At 61.0% G+C, this 18,822-nt stretch carries 18 protein-coding genes; 14 read left to right on the top strand and 4 right to left on the bottom strand.

Translation table 11 applies throughout. From position 1 onward, the window contains the following. Positions 1 to 143 precede the first annotated feature (143 nt). From JOD50_RS01280 to JOD50_RS01225, 12 genes are all read left to right on the top strand, one after another. Positions 144 to 1,511, top strand: a complete 1,368-nt coding sequence (locus JOD50_RS01280) for an FtsX-like permease family protein (RefSeq protein ID WP_204880127.1) — start codon at positions 144 to 146, stop codon at positions 1,509 to 1,511. Then, on the top strand, positions 1,508 to 2,794 hold the full coding sequence (locus tag JOD50_RS01275) for an ABC transporter permease (protein WP_204880126.1): 1,287 nt from the start codon (positions 1,508 to 1,510) through the stop codon (positions 2,792 to 2,794). The genes JOD50_RS01280 and JOD50_RS01275 overlap by 4 nt, the downstream gene beginning before the upstream one ends. Positions 2,795 to 2,803: 9 nt before the next feature. Further along, positions 2,804 to 3,442, top strand: coding sequence for an ABC transporter ATP-binding protein (locus JOD50_RS01270; protein WP_204880125.1), 639 nt, complete (start codon positions 2,804 to 2,806; stop codon positions 3,440 to 3,442). Between the two features lie 35 nt (positions 3,443 to 3,477). After that, complete coding sequence (locus JOD50_RS01265; RefSeq protein ID WP_101630566.1) at positions 3,478 to 3,822, top strand: non-heme iron oxygenase ferredoxin subunit; 345 nt, start codon at positions 3,478 to 3,480, stop codon at positions 3,820 to 3,822. Then, positions 3,822 to 5,102 (top strand): NAD(P)/FAD-dependent oxidoreductase, encoded by a 1,281-nt coding sequence (locus tag JOD50_RS01260; protein ID WP_204880124.1) that lies wholly within the window; start codon positions 3,822 to 3,824, stop codon positions 5,100 to 5,102. The genes JOD50_RS01265 and JOD50_RS01260 overlap by 1 nt, the downstream gene beginning before the upstream one ends. Before the next feature lie 259 nt (positions 5,103 to 5,361). Then, entirely contained in the window at positions 5,362 to 6,051 is a 690-nt protein-coding gene (locus tag JOD50_RS01255) for a hypothetical protein (RefSeq protein WP_204880123.1), read from the top strand. Then, complete coding sequence (locus JOD50_RS01250) at positions 6,048 to 6,557, top strand: OmpA family protein (protein ID WP_204880122.1); 510 nt, start codon at positions 6,048 to 6,050, stop codon at positions 6,555 to 6,557. The genes JOD50_RS01255 and JOD50_RS01250 overlap by 4 nt, the downstream gene beginning before the upstream one ends. Before the next feature lie 191 nt (positions 6,558 to 6,748). After that, on the top strand, positions 6,749 to 7,426 hold the full coding sequence (locus JOD50_RS01245) for a hypothetical protein (RefSeq protein ID WP_204880121.1): 678 nt from the start codon (positions 6,749 to 6,751) through the stop codon (positions 7,424 to 7,426). Next, positions 7,423 to 7,965: an OmpA family protein gene (locus JOD50_RS01240; protein WP_204880120.1), complete on the top strand. Its 543-nt coding sequence runs from the start codon at positions 7,423 to 7,425 to the stop codon at positions 7,963 to 7,965. The genes JOD50_RS01245 and JOD50_RS01240 overlap by 4 nt, the downstream gene beginning before the upstream one ends. A 74-nt stretch (positions 7,966 to 8,039) precedes the next feature. Further along, positions 8,040 to 8,762: a response regulator transcription factor gene (locus JOD50_RS01235; protein WP_101630560.1), complete on the top strand. Its 723-nt coding sequence runs from the start codon at positions 8,040 to 8,042 to the stop codon at positions 8,760 to 8,762. Further along, positions 8,759 to 9,820, top strand: coding sequence for a sensor histidine kinase (locus tag JOD50_RS01230; RefSeq protein WP_239541483.1), 1,062 nt, complete (start codon positions 8,759 to 8,761; stop codon positions 9,818 to 9,820). Before JOD50_RS01235 ends, JOD50_RS01230 begins: the two co-directional genes overlap by 4 nt. A gap of 73 nt (positions 9,821 to 9,893) precedes the next feature. Beyond that, positions 9,894 to 11,102 carry a multidrug effflux MFS transporter gene (locus JOD50_RS01225; RefSeq protein WP_204880119.1) on the top strand — a complete coding sequence of 403 codons (1,209 nt, stop codon included), beginning with the start codon at positions 9,894 to 9,896 and terminating at the stop codon, positions 11,100 to 11,102. Positions 11,103 to 11,142: 40 nt separating this feature from the next. On the opposite strand, the gene JOD50_RS01220 is transcribed toward JOD50_RS01225, so the two are convergent. Next, positions 11,143 to 11,943, bottom strand: coding sequence for a ZIP family metal transporter (locus JOD50_RS01220; protein WP_204880118.1), 801 nt, complete (start codon positions 11,941 to 11,943; stop codon positions 11,143 to 11,145). 118 nt (positions 11,944 to 12,061) lie between these two features. Here JOD50_RS01220 and JOD50_RS01215 point away from each other — a divergent pair, with 118 nt between their 5' ends. Continuing rightward, positions 12,062 to 12,853: a patatin-like phospholipase family protein gene (locus JOD50_RS01215; RefSeq protein WP_204880117.1), complete on the top strand. Its 792-nt coding sequence runs from the start codon at positions 12,062 to 12,064 to the stop codon at positions 12,851 to 12,853. A 67-nt stretch (positions 12,854 to 12,920) separates the two neighbouring features. Here JOD50_RS01215 and JOD50_RS01210 read toward each other — a convergent pair whose 3' ends face one another. The 3 genes from JOD50_RS01210 to JOD50_RS01200 all read right to left on the bottom strand — a co-directional run bounded on the left by JOD50_RS01210 (position 12,921) and on the right by JOD50_RS01200 (position 16,564). Then, complete coding sequence (locus tag JOD50_RS01210) at positions 12,921 to 13,616, bottom strand: hypothetical protein (RefSeq protein WP_204880116.1); 696 nt, start codon at positions 13,614 to 13,616, stop codon at positions 12,921 to 12,923. A 155-nt stretch (positions 13,617 to 13,771) separates the two neighbouring features. Continuing rightward, on the bottom strand, positions 13,772 to 15,442 hold the full coding sequence (locus JOD50_RS01205; RefSeq protein WP_204880115.1) for an APC family permease: 1,671 nt from the start codon (positions 15,440 to 15,442) through the stop codon (positions 13,772 to 13,774). A 132-nt stretch (positions 15,443 to 15,574) separates the two neighbouring features. Beyond that, entirely contained in the window at positions 15,575 to 16,564 is a 990-nt protein-coding gene (locus tag JOD50_RS01200; RefSeq protein WP_239541482.1) for a potassium channel beta subunit family protein, read from the bottom strand. Between the two features lie 339 nt (positions 16,565 to 16,903). On the opposite strand from JOD50_RS01200, the gene JOD50_RS01195 reads away from it, so the two are divergent. After that, positions 16,904 to 18,742 carry a hypothetical protein gene (locus JOD50_RS01195; protein WP_204880114.1) on the top strand — a complete coding sequence of 613 codons (1,839 nt, stop codon included), beginning with the start codon at positions 16,904 to 16,906 and terminating at the stop codon, positions 18,740 to 18,742. The last annotated feature ends 80 nt before the right edge of the window (positions 18,743 to 18,822 follow it).

The following is an 18,822-nucleotide window of genomic DNA, read 5'->3' as shown; positions in this document are numbered from 1 at the left end:
CTTCTTTACGAACCTTTACGGCGCGCTGCATTCTGCGAATCAGTTTTCGCTCTCCACGATGTATGCCACTGTGGGTAGCCCCGCGACGAGTCTTGCGATCAGCGCCATGGACGCGCCAACCGTTTTACCGTGAAAGGGAAACTGTGACGTTTCTGGGAAGGGCTTGGCGCTATTGTGTCCGCAAGCCTGTTAAAACTCTGATTATTTTTGTTGTTCTTGCTGTGATGGCGACTGTGGTGATGTCCGCGGGGGCTGTGACGCGTTCTGCGGATCAGGTGGCGCAGGAGGTGGACGCGAAGACCGGTAGTGGTTTCGTGTTGGAGAACAATCCGCAGTACAACATGGGTACGCCGCGCGGCGCGGGTAACGTCAAGCCGGCTGATATTGAAAAGCTCGCGGGCCTGGACGGTGTTGCTTCCCATGTGGCCCGGCAGAACGTGACCGCTGATCTTGTGGGGGCGAAGGTGCTCAAGCCGGATCACGACGACTATGACCAGCAACGCGAGGCACAGTTCGGTAACGCTGTGAACGTGTGGGGTGTGAACCGTAGCGATATGGCTAACGCGTTCCGCAGCGGCTCGTTGAAGCTCGTTGAAGGCCGCCACTTGACGGCGGAGGACAAGAACAAGGCCGTGATTCACGAGGACCTTGCGAAAGCGAATAACCTCAAGCTCGGCAGCACCCTCACCTTGAAGGGTAATAAGTACGACGCCGACAACCAGAAGCAGTCCACGAAGGAAGTAAAGACTGAGGTTGTGGGCATCGTTTCGGGTAAGAACACCCGCCCGGTTGCTGTGCGCAGCGAGCTGTATGCGAACACGGTGTTCACAGACTTGGATACGACGCGTGCGCTGTACCAGTTCACGCCGGAAACCGAGATTTATCAGGACGCGAACTTCTTCGTCGCTAAAGACGCCAACTTCGAGGATGTCGTGAAGGCCGCCGCGGCCCAGGGCATCGACTGGAACAACTATCAGCTCTCGCGTTCGGCCGAGTACCTCGCCGGCATCACCGGGGCAGTCGATGGCGTCAAGAGCATCATGAGCAACACGATGGTGGGTGCCACTATCTTCGCGACCGCAGTGGTTGCGCTGGTTCTGTTCTTGTGGCTCAACGAACGTAAGAAGGAAACCGGAACCTTGCTCGCCATCGGCGTTCGCAAGGGCAACATCACGGCCCAGTATTTCGCGGAGCTCATCCTGATCGCGATTCCGGCGTTCATCCTCGCGTACTTCGCTTCGAGTGCCGTCGCTCAGTGGATGGGTAGCGTGACGCTTGCGAGCGTGAACAAGTCCACTGAGCAGCAGATGGAGCAGGCGGGCCAGTTCGGTGCGGACATGGAGTCTTCAGCATCGCTTCAGACGCTGGATAGCCTCGCTGTTGGCCTGACCAATGGTTCGGTGATCCAGGCCGTGATTATCTGCGTGGCTGTGATCGCGGTGGTCGTTGCGATCACGTCGATCCCGATGCTGCGTAAGAGCCCTCGCGCGATCCTCGTGGACAACAAATGACGAACCCGTGGCCTCGAGCAATCCGTAGCGTTCTGCGTAAACCGCGGCGCAGCGTCCTGATGATCCTCATCATGGCCGTTGTGTTCACCGCGCTCGTTGCGCAGTCTGGTGTGCGTTCCTCCATGGCTGAGGTTAAGAACGCGATCAGCGCGAATGTTGGCGCTGGTTTCACCGCAACAGCAGACGTCGATGCGGCGCCTGGTTCTGAAGCGCAGCCCGGCTCCGATGCGCAGCAGCAGCCGCCCACTCAGCAGGCACCAGCCGAGCAAGCCGGCGTCGATGAGAAGGTCGCTGAGCGTTTGGCGGGCCTTCCGCAGGTAGCTAGGCACAGCTTAGAGGCGGAGACGATTGCTCAACCGGAAGGCGCCAAGCCGGTAGCTAGCAACCGTGGGGTTCAGTTGGATCCTGAGTTCGCTGGCGGTGCCACGGTGACTGGCGCGAGTGATTCTTCGCTCAACCCGGCGTTCCAGGGCAAGCTGTATCAGCTGGTTGAGGGCAAGCATGTGGGCGCAACCGCATCGCAGGCTGTGATCCATCGGGAGTTCGCTGACCACAACAACCTCAAGGTGGGGGACAAGTTGACCCTCGCTCAGGGTGCCAAGAAGGTCACCGTGACGGTCGCCGGCATCTTTGAAGGGAAAACGGAGAACCCGAGTGGGCTTCCGGTCGGCGCCTCGGAGAACAACGTGTTCGTGGACCTCGCTTCAGCGCGGGAGCTCGGCGCGCCGATCACGGCTGGCCGTTATTTCACGCATAACGCCGAGGAGCTTCCGCAGGCGCTCGCCGCGGCCAAGAAGATCGCGCCGAAACTGTCGTTGGAAGACAATTCGGCTCAGTTCGCGCCGGTACTTCAGGCTATCGCTGGTGTGGACAAGCTGTTGGCGACGATGCTGCTGGGTTTGAGCATTGCTGGTGCGTTGGTGCTCGCGTTGGTGAGCACGTTCTGGGCGCGCGGCCGTATCCACGAGGTGGGTGTGTTGCTTTCGCTCGGGAAAAGCAAAGGCAATGTGCTTTCGCAATTCGCGCTTGAGGCAACCATTTTCGCGGCCGTCGCCGCCGCCATTTCAGCGGTTCTTGGGCCTGTTCTTTCGGGAGTTCTCGGGCGGGCGGTTGTCGCTCAGGCCGGGGACGAGACTCTTTCGTCGATCCACCTCGCGACTAACGCCGGCGGTATCGCTACGGCGCTCACATGGGGATTCATCATCGTCTTGATGGGCGTTTCGGTGGGGGTTCTGCCTCTCATCATGCAGCGTCCAAAACGCATTCTTTCGAAACTTAGTTAGGAAAAAATTATGTCTATCATGCAGCTTGAGAACGTCGATTTCACGTACGGTAGCGCCGCTCAGCGCGTTTTGAAGAACGTGAACTATGACTTCGAGGTCGGAACGTTTTACGCGATCGTGGGTTCTTCCGGTGCCGGCAAGACCACGATGCTGAGCCTGCTCGCCGGCCTGGATGCGCCCACAAACGGAGTTGTGCGCTTTGACGGCAAGGACATCGCTTCCACCGGCTACACGCGCCACCGCCGCGACCAGATCGCGTTGGTGTTCCAGAACTACAACCTCATCGACTATCTCACCCCACTTGAGAACCTGCGCCTCGTGAACTCGAAGGCAACGGTTGAGGACCTCACCCGCCTGGGGCTCGATGCGGCAGCGGCTAAGCGGAATGTGTTGGCTCTTTCTGGTGGGCAGCAGCAGCGCGTCGCGATCGGCCGCGCACTCGTGTCTGACGCCCCGGTGATCCTGGCTGATGAGCCTACGGGTAACCTGGATGAAGAAACCGCGGACGGCGTGATCGAGATTTTGCGTGATGCCGCGCATCAGCAGAATAAGTGCGTCATCGTGGTGACGCACTCGAAGCAGCTTGCGAAGGCAGCGGATGTCACGTTGCGTCTTGAACGCCGCAACCTTGTGGAGCACCGCAACTGACTCCGGTGGCTGTACCAACACAGAGGAGAGCACTCATGAGCGAGACCATCAAGATCCCTGTCAGTGACATCCCGGAGGCGGAGGCCTACCTGGTTCCGGGTGATGAGAACTCGACCGGCGAGGACATCTCGGTGTTTCATGCCGAGGATGGCTCGTTTTATGCGCTCAATGACGAGTGCACTCACGAGGTCGCAAGCCTCGCCGACGGCTGGATTGAAGGCACCGAGGTTGAATGTCCGATGCATGCGGCTCGGTTCTGCCTCAAGAGCGGTAAGGCGTTGTGCTTGCCGGCCACGGTGGACGCGAAGACGCACAAGGTTGAGGTCGAAGGCGACACCGTGGTTCTGTACCCGGGCGTCCCTGCCGCTGACGCTGAATGATGGCGGTGGGGTCTGTCGCCATCGTCGGTGGTGGCGTGGCTGGTTTCACGGTCGCGCAGGAGCTGCGTTCGCGTGGCTTTGACGGTGAGATCACGATGGTGGAGCCGGGTGGGTTGCCCTATGATCGGCCGCCGCTGTCGAAGGATTATCTGCTGGGTACAAAGACGCTCGAGCAGATTCAGTTCCAGCCGCGGGAATGGTTCGTTGAGAACCGCGTGAAGCTCATCGAGGACTCGGCCGTGGGGGTTGACACCAATGAGCAACCAACCGTCCGGTTGAGTAACGGCGATGCGGTGGCCGCCGACCGCATCGTGCTCGCTACGGGCGGTGCCGCCCGCAAGCTCCCGGTTCCCGGCGGCGAGCTGCCCGAGGTTCTCGAGCTGCGCACCCGCGCCGACGCTGACCGTTTGCGAGACAGCGTCGGCGAAGGCACCCGCATCGTTGTTGTGGGTGCGGGGCTGATCGGTGCGGAAGCGGCTTCGACACTGTTGGCGCTGGGTGCTGACGTGACTCTTGTGGAGCCGGAGCAGCCGCCACTCGTTCCCGCCGTTGGGCCGGTCCTGGCCGAGTACCTTCACGCGATGCACGCTGAACGCGGGGTCGACGTCATCCAGTCCGCCCCCGCGCGCATCCAAGTCGACGGCGCCGAGCGAGTCGTCACTCTGACGGACGGCACGCAGCTACGGGCAGATCAGGTCCTGGTGGGGATCGGCATCACACCGAACACGGCGCTCGCCGAAGCTATGGGCCTTGAAGTCAACGATGGTGTGGTTGTTGACGAGCGCCAGCAGACCTCGAATCCAGCGGTTTTTGCCGTGGGCGATGCCGCTCGCATGCGCACCGACGCTGGCGAGCTGTTGCCGCGCGCCGAGCATTGGGAGAATGCGATGCACAGCGGCGCCCGAGCGGCCGCCGCGATCCTGGGGCAGGACATTCCTCAGCAAGGTGCGCCGTGGTTCTGGTCTGACCGCCACGGAGTTCATGTTGAAGGCGTGGGCTCGCTGGTACCCCAGCCAGTAGCCCACCCGGCACCCCACCCGGAGGCCGGAGCGGCGGACTCAGCCCAGTACATCCACCGGTTCAACGAGGACGGCACTCCGCAGGCGACGTTCCTGCTGAATCCGGATGGAACCATGGCGGGGTGCGCCGCCGTCGACGGCGGCATGACGGTGCGTGCTGCCCGCCGCATCATCGACCAGGGGATCGTTGTCCCCGCCGATGCGTTGGCTGACCCGTCGGTTCCGCTCCGGAGACTTGCCCGCCCGCCGCGGAATGCGTAGGTGCCGCCCGGCCGTTGCCCAGCGTTCGGCTCCGACGCCGCACCGCACGCAAACCCGGGAAACATAGCTAAAACGAACCTCAGGTAAACGCGGACTGAAGTTTCGCGTCGTTGTCGCTAATTCGGTACAAAATCCGGGTTGTTGGCGACAGATCTGCGATAGGTTGAAGGGTCCTTCGCCGTAGCGTTGATATCAACGGGGCGGCAGAAAGCCACTCCACGAAAACTCAACTGAAGCTAGAAGACGCGAAAGGTTCGTCATGTTTAAGTCAGCAACTTCTAAAGCGATCGTATGTTTGGGGCTTGCGACCTCGCTCGCTTTGACCGGCTGCTCGGTTGGCGTGAGCGATGAAGGTAAGGACAACACCCAGAACGCCGAGCAGGCTTCGGCTCAGCAACAGGGTGCGCAGCCGCAGGACGGCGGCTCGACGACTCAGGAAAGCCAGCCTGCTGAGGGCCCGGAGGAGAGCGCTGAGGAGAACGCCACCGCCTCGGGCGGGGACCAGGTCGGCAACGCTGACGGCGCGGCCTCCGGTGACGGTGTCACAGCGGATTCCTTGAAAGCGTTGGCAAGCACCACGGTTCGTACAAAGATCGGTGAGGATAAGGACGCGAGCCTGACTGTCGAGTTGCTCTCGGTTGAGCGGAAGGGTGATCTGATCGAGGCGATCTATGGCTTCACCGCGAACACGGATACAACTGACCCCGGGGCATCGGTATTCGATGTGAATGACAACTCGCAGTTCTGGCCTTACCTGGTTGATCAGAAGAACTTGAACCGCCATTCGCTGGTCCGGAAGGCTTCGGATAATGCCGCGAAGATCAAGCTGATGCCGAATAAGCGGGTCACGGGTAAGTTCGTGTTCCCGGCCCCTCCTGAGGATGTTCACGAGATGGACTTCCAGCTGTGGCGTGGCGCCGAGATGGCGAAGGATGTGAAGATCGATTGAAACGCAGGAAGGTAATTGCAGCGGCTGCTGTTGCGTCGATGCTTGCGTTGACGGTCCAGCCGGCGTGGGCGAACGACGGGGACATCACCCCTCTCGATATCGACATCACGCCGCTTGATATCAACATCACGCCGCTTGAGACCAAGGAGAAAGACGGCAACGAGGATGTTGTGACGTTGTCTTCTGACATTCTGTTCGACATCGATAAGCATGAGCTTTCGGATAACGCGAAGAAGAAGATCGGCGCCCTGGTCAAGGACGTTCCGAAGAACGCGAAGATTTCGGTGGGTGGCCACACGGACAACGTGAAGTCGAAGGTCGGGAACAAGAAGCTGTCCGAGCTGCGCGCAAAGTCTGTGGCCGATGCGGTCAAGGCCGCCCGCAAGGACCTCAAGGTGGATGCGAAGGGCTTCGCAGATACGAAGCCGGTAGCGGATAACGGTTCGGATGCTAAACCGAACCTGGAAGGCCGCGCACAGAACCGCAGGGTAGAGATCCGGTACTGAACCGCCGCGTCGAGATCCGGTACTGAACCGCGGGCCGGGCCCGGTACTGACGGGTTTCTGGGTTGTCGCAATATCGATACGAAAAACTTACTGCTTGAGACAAAGCTGCGAAAAGACGCCTCCTGATTGTTCGTAGCGTTGTAAAACAAGACGGAGGCGCACAGCTTTCTGTATAGGCGAAAGGTTTAGTCATGAACAAGTCAACTGCAAGCAAGATGATCCTGGGCCTGGCGCTCGCGTCGTCCATTGGTTTGGCAGGTTGCTCGGTGGGCGTGAGCGATGAGGGCCAGGACCAGAACGCGAACCAGGCTTCCGCGCAGCAGAGCGCTCAGGGCGATAACGCAAGTACTGAAAACCAAGCGCAGACCACGTCAGGTGATTCCACAGCAACCGATTCGGACGCATCGGACGCTGAATCTGGCCAGGGTAACGAAGCCGGCGAAGGCAGCCAGCCCGGCGAGATGGACAACCGGGAACCGATCCTGAGCGTCACCACGGGAGTGACCGTGGAAGGTGATAAGGACGCCACACTAACCGTCGACATGCTTGAAGCTAAGCGTGAAGGTAAGTTCGTCAAGGTCGTCTACGGGTACACGCTGCACACCACCGCGGAAGACGAGGGCAACTTCAACCTGTGGAAAGTCGCGGGGAATCAGCACAACGTGTTCGAGTACGCGATCGACCAGAAGAACCTCAACAAGCATGAGCGGCTTAACACTAGAGCGATAACCAACCAGGGTGTGCACCTGACTCCGGGCAAGCGCACGTATGCGACGTCCGTGTTCGCGGCTCCACCTGAGGACGTGCACAAGATGGACTTCAACTTGTGGAACAGCGTGGAGATGGCTCAGGGGGTTGAGATCGATTGAGGCGCGTAACGGGTGTCGCGGCGTCGCTTGTGGCTCTCGCTTTGGTGGCGGGGGCGCAGCCGGCGCTCGCTGATGATGATCTTGCTGAGCTGAGTGATAAAGAGATTTCTGATTCGATCAAGCCCATCGATCTCAAGATCGAGAAGATGGATCTTGGGATCAAGAAGCTTGAAACTAAGCGGAAAGAAGAGGGTAAGGAAGTCCTGAGTCTTTCCTCTGACATCCTTTTCAACATCGAAAAGCATGAGCTTTCTGACAACGCGAAGAAGCGCATCGGTGAGCTGGTCAAGGATGTTCCGAAGGGCGCGAAGATTTCGGTGGGCGGCCACACGGATAATGTGCCGTCGAAGGTCGGGAACAAGAAGCTTTCCGAACTGCGGGCAAAGTCTGTCGCTGATGCGATCAAGTCGGCGCGCAAGGATGTCAAGGTTGATGCGAAGGGCTTCGCTGACTCTAAGCCGGTTGCTGATAACGGCACTAAAAAGAACCCGGATTTCGAGGGCCGTGAGAAGAACCGACGGGTCGAAATTCGTTATTAGCGGCTAGGCTGGGTCCATCGCGCGGACGTACCGCGTGGTGGGCCCGCTTGGCGTTGTGAAGGGTAGGAGTGTTCATGGGCGGTGTTGCGCCTCGTCCGCAGATTCTGTTGGTTGATGACGACGCGACCATCAGGGAACATCTGGCACCCGTTTTGAGCCGGAACGGTTTGGACGTGGACGTCGCCGTGGACGGAGCGGATGCGCTGCGGAAGATTGAGCACCGCCGCCCGAGCTTGGTTATTTTGGATGTTTTGATGCCGCGGGTTGATGGCCGCGAGGTTTTGCGCCGCATCCGAGCCGATGACGACTGGCTTCCGGTGATCCTGTTGACGGAGGTCGGGGAGTCGTTCGAACGTGCCGCCGCGCTCGATGACGGCGCTGATGACTACTTGACCAAGCCTTTCGATCCGGTCGAGTTGATGGCGCGGATCCGCGCGGTGTTGCGGCGCAGCGGGCAGGGTGGTGCCCCGTTGAGTGCGGCGGAGTCGCTGGTTGCTGGCGATCTGAAGCTGGATAGGCCCGCTCGCCGTATTTTTGTTGATGGCCGCGAGAAGTCGTTGACCCCGCGGGCGTTCGCGCTGCTCGAGTTCTTGATGAGCCACCCTGATGAGGTGTTTTCGCGGCAGCGTCTGCTGGAGACCGTGTGGGGTTTCGAGGCGATCGTGACCACGCGAGCGGTTGATCACCGTGTTGCTGAGATCCGCAAGGTGATCGGCGATGCGGGCGCCGGGCAGTCGTTGATCGAGACGGTCTCCGGCGAAGGCTACCGTTTCGCTGGCGAGGTGGAGCGCGCATGAACCAGCCACCACGCCCAACTGAATTACAGGGCCAATCGGCGCCGCATCCGCCGATCATGCCCCCAGCCCACCACGGCAACACTGAGCCGGCCCCGCGTCAGTCGGCCCCGCATCGTACCCAGCAACCGCGCCCTCAGCAGCAGCAACAGCGCAAGCAGCGTCGCCGCGGCAAGCTGAATTGGACGTTGTTGTGGGTTTTTGCGCCGCTGGTGGTGGGTCTTGTCGCGAGCCTCGTGTGGGCTCCACTTGATAGCGGCAAGGTTTTGACGGTCGCGACCAAGCTCGCGTGGGTTCCTTTCATTCTGGGGCTCGTGGCGACTGCAGTGTTGCTTGCGGGATGGTGGACTGTCGGCTGGTTGCGCCGGGGTGAGGTGCGTGCGGTCCGTAAGGAACGTGAGGAGCAGACACAGCGCCGGCATCGGCTCATGGCTCGCTTGGATCACGAGTTGAAGAACCCTATTCAGGGGATCCGTGCAGCACTTGCGGATGAGCCGTCGCAACGTCAGTTGGACAGCATTGGCGTGCAGGCGCAGAGGCTTTCGAGCCTGTTGAGTGACTTGCGGAAGATCAGCGAAGTTGAACATGCAGAACTTGAGCTTTCGAGCGTGGATCTGACTGACCTGGTGGAAGAAGCCGTTCAGACGGTCATGGAGATCCCGGGGGCGCGTGAGCGGCACATCGAGGTCGCGTTGCCGCGTGCTCCGCGCCCGTTGCCGCGCATTCAGGGGGATTCTGATTTGTTGTTCCTCGCTATCTCTAATGTGCTCAGCAACGCGGTGAAGTATTCGGAGCCGGGTGCGCGCATCGAGATCCATGGCCGTGAGGCGGATGGTTCGGTCTATATCGACTGCGCGGACACGGGCCGCGGCATCGCGCCGGATGAGCTGGAGACGGTGTGGGAAGAGCTTGGTCGTTCGCGTGAGGTGCGGGGCACCGACGGCAGTGGCTTGGGGCTTCCGATGGTGCGGGCCATCATTGAGCGGCACGGCGGTTCCACGGGCTTGGAGTCGTGGCACGGTCAGGGCTCTAAGGTGACGTTGCGTTTACCTGTGGGGTAGCGAACGCCGGGGTAGCGAATGCCGGGGTAGCGAATGAGCTAGCTGCGGGGCGGGCGTCGTAGCATGGTCGCTGATGAGTGATGAACGTTCTGTGAGCCGTCCGCTGCCGCGCCGCATGATCGCGGTGTTGGGGTTGTGTGGTGGGCTGGCGCCGTTTGCGATCGACGCTTATATCCCGGGGCTGGATCAGATTTCCCGGGAGTTTGGTTCGAGTGCGTCGGTGACGCAGTTGTCGCTGACGGGGTTCTTGATCACGATGGCGTTGGGCCAGTTGGTGATCGGTCCGTTGTCTGATCAGCGTGGCCGGCGCACGCTGTTGGTGTTTGGCTTGGTGGGTTCGGGTGTGGCGTCGTTGGTTGCGGCGTTGGCTCCGAGCATTGTGGTATTGATTGTGGCGCGCTGTTTCCAGGGTGTGTGCGGCGCTGCTGGGGTGGTGTTGTCGAAGGCGATTATCGCGGACATCGGGCGCGGTAAGGGGATCGCGAAGGCGTTGTCCACGATCATGGCGATTCAGTCGATCGCTCCGGTGATCGCTCCCGCGGTGGGTGGGGTTTTGATTCCGTGGCTTTCGTGGCGTGCTGTGTTTGTGATGTTGGCGTGTGTTTTCGCGGTGGCGGCTTTGGGTGTGTGGTGGGCTGTCCCGGAGACGCTACGTAGCGAGGACCGGCATTCGGGCGGTTTGAAGAAGGCGTTCGGCAACATGGGGGAGTTGCTGACCCGTGGCGCCTATGTGTTCCCGACTCTCATGTATGTGGGCAGTTTCGCTACGATGTTCGCCTATATTTCGGCGAGTTCGTTCATCATGATCCGCATGAATGGTTTCTCAGCCGGCGAGTATGCGGCCATGTTCACATTCAACTCGCTTTCGCTGGTGCTTGCGAGCGCGGTGAATCCGTGGATTATCGACCGGATCCCGCCACGTCGCTGGGTCACGATGGTGGGGTGTACGCAGGTTGCGGCTGTCGCGTGGCTCGTGGTTTCGGTGACCTTGTTGGGGGCATCCGCGTGGCCTCTGATGGCTGGGTTTGTTGTGGTGGTGTGCTGTAACGGTTTCTTGCTACCTAATTTGGTGGCGTTGTCTTTGGAGTCCTCGCGCGGGCGTACGGGTGCGGGGTCTGCGTTGTTGGGTGCGGCTCAGTTTGGTTTAGCCGCCGTGGTGGCGCCGTTGACGGGTATTGGCGATGGCACTACCGCGTTGCCGATGGCGCTGACGATGGCGGTGGCGTCCTGCGTTGTGATCGTTGCGTTGGTGGGTGTGCGGCGCACCCACCCTGCCGCTTGAAGGCAGCCGTCGGCGCCGGGACCGAGCGCCGTCCACGCCGTTACGTCAGCAGCGAGAGCCCGGCGCCGAGTGCGAAGCCGAGTACGGTGAGTAGCCCTGCGGTGCGTCCGGTTTTTGCGCGGGCTTCGGGGATCATCGAATCCACGAGCATCACGAGGAGCGCCCCGCCCGCGAAACCGTTGATTCCGGCTTGGGCTTCGGGGGAGAGTGTGTGGGAGAGTCCGTAGCCGATCACGGTCGCCAGCGCGCAGAGCGCCGGGACAAGTAGCCAGATTCCGAGGATCCGTCGCGTCGGCACACCGGCCGATTTCATGTCGGAGGCGGAGCCAACGGATTCGGGGATGTTGGCGAGGCAGATCGCAATGAGGAGCGCGATGCTGACGTCGTTTCCGGCGCCCATTCCTACACCGAGCACGGTTTGTTCCGGGATCCCGTCGAGGATCGCTCCCATGACGAGCACCATTCCCGCGTTATTGCGGCGGGTTCGCCGCTTTGTGCGGGATGAGTGCTGCGCTGTGCTGGCCTCGGTCGCCTCACTGGCCGCACTCGCCGCACTTGCCCCACTGACCGCACCGGACGGGGTTTCGCGGCCTTCGATGAGCCGGTCTGCGATGAAGTAGGTGAGCGCCCCGAGTGCCACGCCGATCGCGGTGGCGAGTGGCCCGCCGCTCGTGATGGATTCTTCTGCGAGTTCGAATGCGATGGTTGAGAAGATTGCGCCGGCACCGAATGCGAGGATCGCACCGATGAGCTTCGGCGGCCAGGGCGTGATGAACCCGAGCACGGCGCCGATGATGAGCGATGAGGCGGCGATGGTTCCCCACATGGTGGCGGTGAGCATATGGACAGTCTCGCACGGCTCGGGTGCGGCGGCGTCTTATTGGTGTTTTCTCTGGTGATTTTGTGGTTGATGCGGAAATGTAGAACCAGGCACGTCGCCGTAGGTGTAGGAGGTTTGTGTGCTTGGTTTAGCGTTGGGTGGCGGTGGTGCTCGTGGTTTGTGTCATGTGGGGGTGTGGCGCGAGCTGGAGCCGTTGGGTGTGCGTCCGGAGGTGATTGCTGGGACGAGCATGGGCGGGATCATCGGTGCGTTGATTGCGGCGGGGCATGATGCGGCGTCGGTTCAGAAGATCAGCGTGAATGTTGATTGGTTGAAGGTCCTGAATTGGGGTTTCAGCGGCCGCGTGTTTTCGACTAAGCGTCTGCGTTCCTTCTTGGCCCAGTATTTGCCGGAGACGTTTGAGGAGCTTGAGATTCCGTTGGTTGTGGTGGCCACGGATGTCGCGAGCGGCACCACCCGCTACCTGCATTCGGGGGATCTGCTCGCCGCGGTGCATGCCTCGGCCGCGTTCCCTGGGGTTTTGGAACCGGTGCGGGTTGGCAGTGATTTGTTGATGGATGGCGGGATGTTGAATCAGTTGCCGGTGGACGCGGCGCATTTCTTCGGGGCTCAGAATGTGATTGCGGTGAATGCGACGTCCTTGCAAACCGTGGATATGACTAAGGATTCTCAGCCGGTCCCTACGGGGCGGTTCCTTAAGGGCACGTTCAAGGAGGCTGTGCGGGGGATCGAGATTATGCAGGCGCAGCTGACCAAGATGCGGTTGTCGCTGTTTCCGCCGGATGTGTTGATTGATCCTGCGATGGACGATGTGGGGTTCACTTCGTTCAATAAGTTTGAGCGTGCCGCCGAAGCCGGGGCGGAAGCAACGAGGGAGCGGGCCGAGCAGCTGAAAGCGCTGGCTGGCTAGCCAGGGCCGCTCCGCCAGGTCCGCTGGAGCACCTGGCCGCCGGGCCTGGCTCACCCCGCTGCTAGCTCTACAGGTTGTTGATGCTCCAGCCGGGGCCGCCTACGCGTGCGGTGCGTACGGCTGAGGCCCATGATTCGGCTTCTGCCATGAGGAGTTTCGCTTTGACGTCTCCGTGTGGCCGGGCTCTTTGGGGTGGGGCTGGTAGTTCGCGTCCGGTGCGTGCGGCCTCGAGGGCGTCGTTTTCCCAGTCGACGTGTTCTTGGAGTTCCTCGATCCGGGTTGCGTACGGTTCGGTGGGCCGTACGGTGCGGTAGTGGTCGTGGCGTGATTCGGCTTTCATGGCTTGGTAGAGCCAGTGCATGCGGATGTCACGGTTTTCTTCCACGGTGAGGGGCCAGCATTCGATCGCTTTGAGGTCTTGTAGCAGGTCGTATTCGTTCGAATACTTCGTGGTTTCGCGTGCTTCAAGCTGTGGTGCCTGACCGAATTCCAGGTGCCATGCCCCGTTGACTTTCCGCAGCGTCGTGGGTTTGGTCCACGGGGTGCGGCGCGGCGGCAGCGTTCCGGCCGGCAGTTTGGCCAGGCGGCCGCTCCATTCGGGCAGTCCACCGAAGCCTACCGGGGCTGTAGGTGGCCAGAACCAGCTGAGTTCTTCGTCGTCGGCCACGTTGGTGTCGGCGAGCCAGCCGCGTTTCCAAAGCAGCCCTCCGATGTCTTGGTTGACGGAGGAGAAGGCGTTCATGAAGAGCTCGATGTCGTCCATGGCGGCTCCTGTTCGCTTGAGGTCGGTGTGTTCGCGGCTGGTGGTTAAACGGCGCTGTGGTTAAACGTTAGTGCCCGGCGCTGAAGCGTGTCAGCACCGGGCACTAGCGTATCGGTTGGCCCATCAACCTAGCGGTTAGCCCACCAACCTGGCGGCTACTTCATGGGTTTGGCTGGGTCGGGGTCGTCCGGTTCCTGCTCCGCGAGGGTCTCCGCGGCCGCGGCGGTGTGTGGCGCCATGTCGGAGGTGTCTGCGCCTGGCATCGGCACGATCGGGATCGCACCGGTGATGCGCTCGACTTCTTCGTCGATGTGTTCCTGGTCGAGGTACACGTCTTGGTGTTCGCCGAGCATGACTTCGCGGGTTTCGTCCTCGGTGAGCGCTTCGAAGCGTGGGCGGCGGACCAGGAAGAAGATGACGCCGAGCACGAGCCACGCGATGAGCGCGATGAGCGATTCCTTACCGAGTGCACCTGGCGAGAACGGCAGGAACAGCAGAAGTAGGAACATGACGGAGATCAGAGCACCCAGCAGAGCAACTGGACCGGAGAGCGCCATCCACAATGGGACGCGTTCGCCGGCTGCGCGCAGGAGGGAGCGGTCGCGGTGCATGACCTTGAATGCGCACAAGCATGTGTAGAAGTATGCGATGGTCACGCCCACAGAGCTCATGTCCACAACCCAGCTGAGGGCTGCGCGGCCGAACCACGGGGTGATGAGGCACAGCGCAACCACCACGATGAGCGCGACGTGCGGGGTGTGGAAGCGTGGGCTGATCTTTGCGGTGGCTTCCGGCAGCATGCGTGCTCGGCCGAGGGAGAGAATGACGCGGGAAGCCGACATCGTGAACCCGTTGAGGCCGGTGAAGATACCCATCGATACGCCGATGACGAGCAGGACCACGCCGAACTGGCCGAGGACGCCGGCGATGACGTCGGCGGGTGCCCACGTGTCGTCGCCGATGTTTTCAATTCCGGGACCCGCCGACAGCGATACGGCCATGAGCATGAGCACGTAGATGGCGACTGCCGCGAAGATCGCGAACAGGATGAGGCCGAGTGCTTTACGTGGCGAGAAGTTGAATTCGCCGGCGACCTGCGGGACGTTGTCGAAGCCGATGAACGCCCACGGCGCGATCGCGACGAGTGTGATGATCGCGGCCATCGGTGGGACGTCGGTTGGGAACGCTGGACCGAAGCTGAGTTCGTTGCGGCCAGCTAGGGCAATCACGCCGATCACGATGAACGCAACGGCGACCAGCATGATGATGACGGCGATGAACTGGACGCGGCCTCCGAATTCAGCCCCGCGGATGTTGAGCCAGCCAAACAGGATGAGGCATGCAGACGCGAAGATGACCTCGGGGAGGTAGACGTCGAATCCGGCGATGGTCCATAGGTGGACTTTCTCCATGATCCCGGGCGCTAGGCGTCTGGCTACGAGCGCCATCGCTGATGCGTTGAGCGCGACGATACACAGGTACCCGAGCGTCAGGAACCATCCGACAACGAACGCGTGCCGCCGTCCGAAAGCAACGAGGGCGTACGCCACCTCACCGCCGGTGACGGGGAGGGCTTTGATGACGATGCCGTAGCTCAACGCGATGAGAGCGATGAGGGCGCCGCCGATGGCCATACCGAGTGCGGCACCGACGATACCGCCTTGGTGGAGCCAGTCGACAGGGAGAACGAAAGCACCCCATCCGACTGCTGATCCGACAGCGACAGCAAAAATCCATCCGGGTTTTTGTGTCTTTTTCAGTTCGCCTTCTTGTGGGGCGTTGGCGTTCGCTGCTGTGGCGGCGCCGCGGTGAGTTTCGCTACTCATCTCAATTCCTCAGCCATGCGTTCTGAGCATGTCTTCTTTGCGTTTACGTATGAAAATGTGATCCACCTTACCTGAGTGGAGGGTGGTTTTCGAGTTACGCGTGGCTTGGGGCTAGGCGAGAATGGCTTGGCACTAGGCGAAGATCTGGTCGAGTTCGGCCTTTGCCTCGTCCGTAAGGGCTGCCTTCGCCTCGAGCGCGCCAAGGTTTTCGTTGAGCTGCTTGACCGAGGTTGCGCCGGTGATGACGGTGGAGACATTCGGGTTCTTCAGCAGCCAAGCGAGCGAAAGCTGAGCCGGGGTCACGCCGAGGTCGGACGCCATTGCGACGAGCTTGCGGACCTGGTCCTTTTGGGTTTCGTTGCCCAGCGCGGCTTCAAGGGTCTTGCCGTAGCGGCCCGCTGCACGGGAACCTTCAGGGATCTCGCCGAGGTATTTACCCGTGAGGATGCCGCCGGCCAGTGGGGACCACGTAGTGAGGCCGAGCCCGATGTCGTCGTAGAGGCGAGCGTATTCCTGCTCGACCTTGGTGCGCTCCAGCAGATTGTACTGCGGCTGTTCCATGTATGGCTTGTGGAGGTGGTGGCGTTCGGCGATCTCGTAGGCGGCACGGATTTCGTCCGCGGACCATTCGGAGGTGCCCCAGTAGAGCGCCTTGCCGCTGGAGACGATGTCGCTCATGGCCCACACGGTTTCTTCGATGGTGCTTTCTGGGTCTGGGCGGTGGCAGTAGATGAGGTCTACGAAGTCGAGGCCGAGACGCTCGAGCGAGCCGTCGATGCCCTGCATGAGGTATTTGCGGTTGAGCGTGTTCGTGAGGTTGACCTTGCCGTCGGAAATACCCCAGAACAGCTTGGTGGAGATGATGTATTCGGAGCGGTTCCAGCCGAGTTCTTCGATGGCTTTGCCCATGATGGTTTCGGACTGCCCGCCCGCGTAGACCTCGGCATTGTCGAAGAAGTTGACGCCGGCGTCGGCTGCGGCTTGCATGCATTCTTTTGCGAGGCCGGTGTCGATGGTGTCGCCGAAGGTGACCCAGGAGCCGAAGGAGAGTTCGGATACTTTGAGGCCGGCGCGGCCGAGTCGGTTGTATTCCATGGTGCTGTTCTGCGTGTTCTTCGTCATGTTTTTAGCCTACTCGGTGCAGTGTTGATTGTTCTTTCTGTGTGGCTTCTGGTTGCGTGTTGGGGATCTCAGAAAGAATTTCCGAAATGAGGGAATTCTGAGTAAATCCTTTGTGTTGCTATGTACGGACTTACGCAACGGCAGCACTTAAGTCGTTGGATCCTACATATTCCGTCCGCGCGAGGGAGTAGAATCTAAGGCGGGTCAGCGTTGGTTCACAGCTGAGGCTCAGCTTTGGTGGTTCTGAGCATGGTGCTGAAACTGGTTTAATTGACTGTTCTGCGTTTATTGATAGCTCAGCATTCATAGGTTGCGCGGCTGGAAAGAGGAGGTAAGAGTTTGCGTCAACGTCAGCGCGTTCTTTTGCCGTCCTCTAAGCGGTGGGTTGCTGGTTCCGCTGCGCTCGCGTTGTCTGCTGGTGTGGCTTTCGCGCCGTCGTGGGGTTCGGATGTTGCGCACGCGGGGCCGGCTTCGGGGTCTGCGTTTGTTGCTCCATTTAACAAGGATGTTAGTAACGATGCGGTTGCCCAGGACGGCGCGGACCGTGACAGCTCCGTAGCCCCGTCGGTATCGGGCCCGGTTTTCACTCCGATCTCTGTTGATGGGATGGACGCTGATTCCGCGTATGTTGCGGGCTTGTTTAATGAGGCTCGTTGGTCGGAGCAGGCGGCTCATGTTTCTTCGGATTGGGCTTCGCTGTCGCGGTGGGATAAGCGCGTCCAGGGCTCGTTTATCGGGGTCGTGAAGCAGAAAGCTCGTGGCGGTTCGGATGGCGATGCGTCGGATGGTGGTTCGGCGCCGGCCGCGGGTGTCACGGTGATTGGTGCGTACGTCAATGACTGGGTTGCGCACGGCATGGATCGTTTCATGTTGTTGAATCCGGGTGTTGGTCGTGATGCGGCTTTGGCTGAACAGGTGCGGTTGCTTAAGGAGTATGAGCAGCTGACGGGGAAGTCGGGGATCGCTGAGACGAAGAGGACGCTCACGGACAGCAAGGGCCAATATGTTTTGGCCTTTGACGGCACGTTCAATAAGGGGCTGCTTGAGGATCGGTTGCATGGCGAGCTTGCCTCGGATGCTTCCGATGGTTGTTTCACGAGTGCGTTGGGCAATTCTTTGTGCAAGCCGGGGGAACGCCGTAAGCACGTGAACTTCAAGTACTCGATGCTGTATATCGGCCATGCGCCGGATACGGAGCTTGGTTGGGCTAGCCCGGCATTGTTGCCCCAGTTTGATATCCCGAGTAGTGGCGGATTGCCGATTGCGTGGGGCGCGTTCGGATCGTATGTCGTGAACTTCACGTTGCCGCCGGTTTCGGAGCCGGAACCTGAGCCAACGCCAGAACCGACGCCTGAACCAACCGAGGAACCTACCCCGGAACCTACTCCTGAGCCGACGCCGGAGCCGGGCGAGGAACGAACACCTGAGCCGAGCCAGGAACCAACCACTGAGCCGACCCAGGAACCCAGCCCGGAACCAACTCCGGAACCGACACTTGAACCAAGCACGGCCCCGACCCAGCGGCCTGGCCCTGCGCCGACGCCTGAGCCGATCCCGGAGCCTACGCAGGAACCTACTCCGGTGCCGCTTCCTCCGGTGGAGTCGAACCTTCCAGAAGATCCGGCTCCGACGGCTGTGCCGTCGCCGGTGCCTGTTCCGCGGCCTACATCTGTACCGGAGCCGGCTCCGGCACCTACTTCAGCGCCGGCACCTACCCGGGCGCCGGTCCCTACTGCGGTGCCGCTTCCATCGGCTGAGCCGGACCCTTCGGTGGCCCCGTCCGCTGATCCGAGACTGCCGGCCGTGATTGATGTGGAGCCGAGCGATGCTGTGCCTGTTCCTTCGAATGAGTCGCATGTAGCCGCTGACCTAGGAACTTCTAACCCGCTGACCCCTGCTGCACCCGCACCTGCCCCGGAAGTCACGGATGACGCCGCGGACGATGCCGCAGAAGAGGACGATGCCTCGGAGGGCGACGATGCCCTGCCGGGCTCGTTAGCGCCGTTGGCGAAGGTGACTCCGCAGGGTGATATCCGTTCGGAGGCTCAGGGTCCGCGGGAGTCTGTGGGTATTCCGTGGGTGCATCGTGGTACCCAGGCCGCGGGTGTGATTGTGGCGGCCGCTGGTGTTGCGGTGCTTGGCGGTGTGGGCATTTTCGTCTTCCGCCGCGGCTTATAGCCCGCGCTGGTGCCGCTAGGCGGCTTCCCGGCCCACTCGCCTCATTCGCTGGCGCTCTGCGTATGCATGCCTGGTTAGGC

Origin of the sequence: Pseudoglutamicibacter cumminsii (genome assembly GCF_016907775.1) — a bacterium.
In the GTDB taxonomy this organism is placed as follows: domain Bacteria; phylum Actinomycetota; class Actinomycetes; order Actinomycetales; family Micrococcaceae; genus Pseudoglutamicibacter; species Pseudoglutamicibacter cumminsii.
The sequence above is the reverse complement of the archived record's forward strand: the minus strand, read 5'-3'. Positions and strand labels throughout refer to the sequence as shown.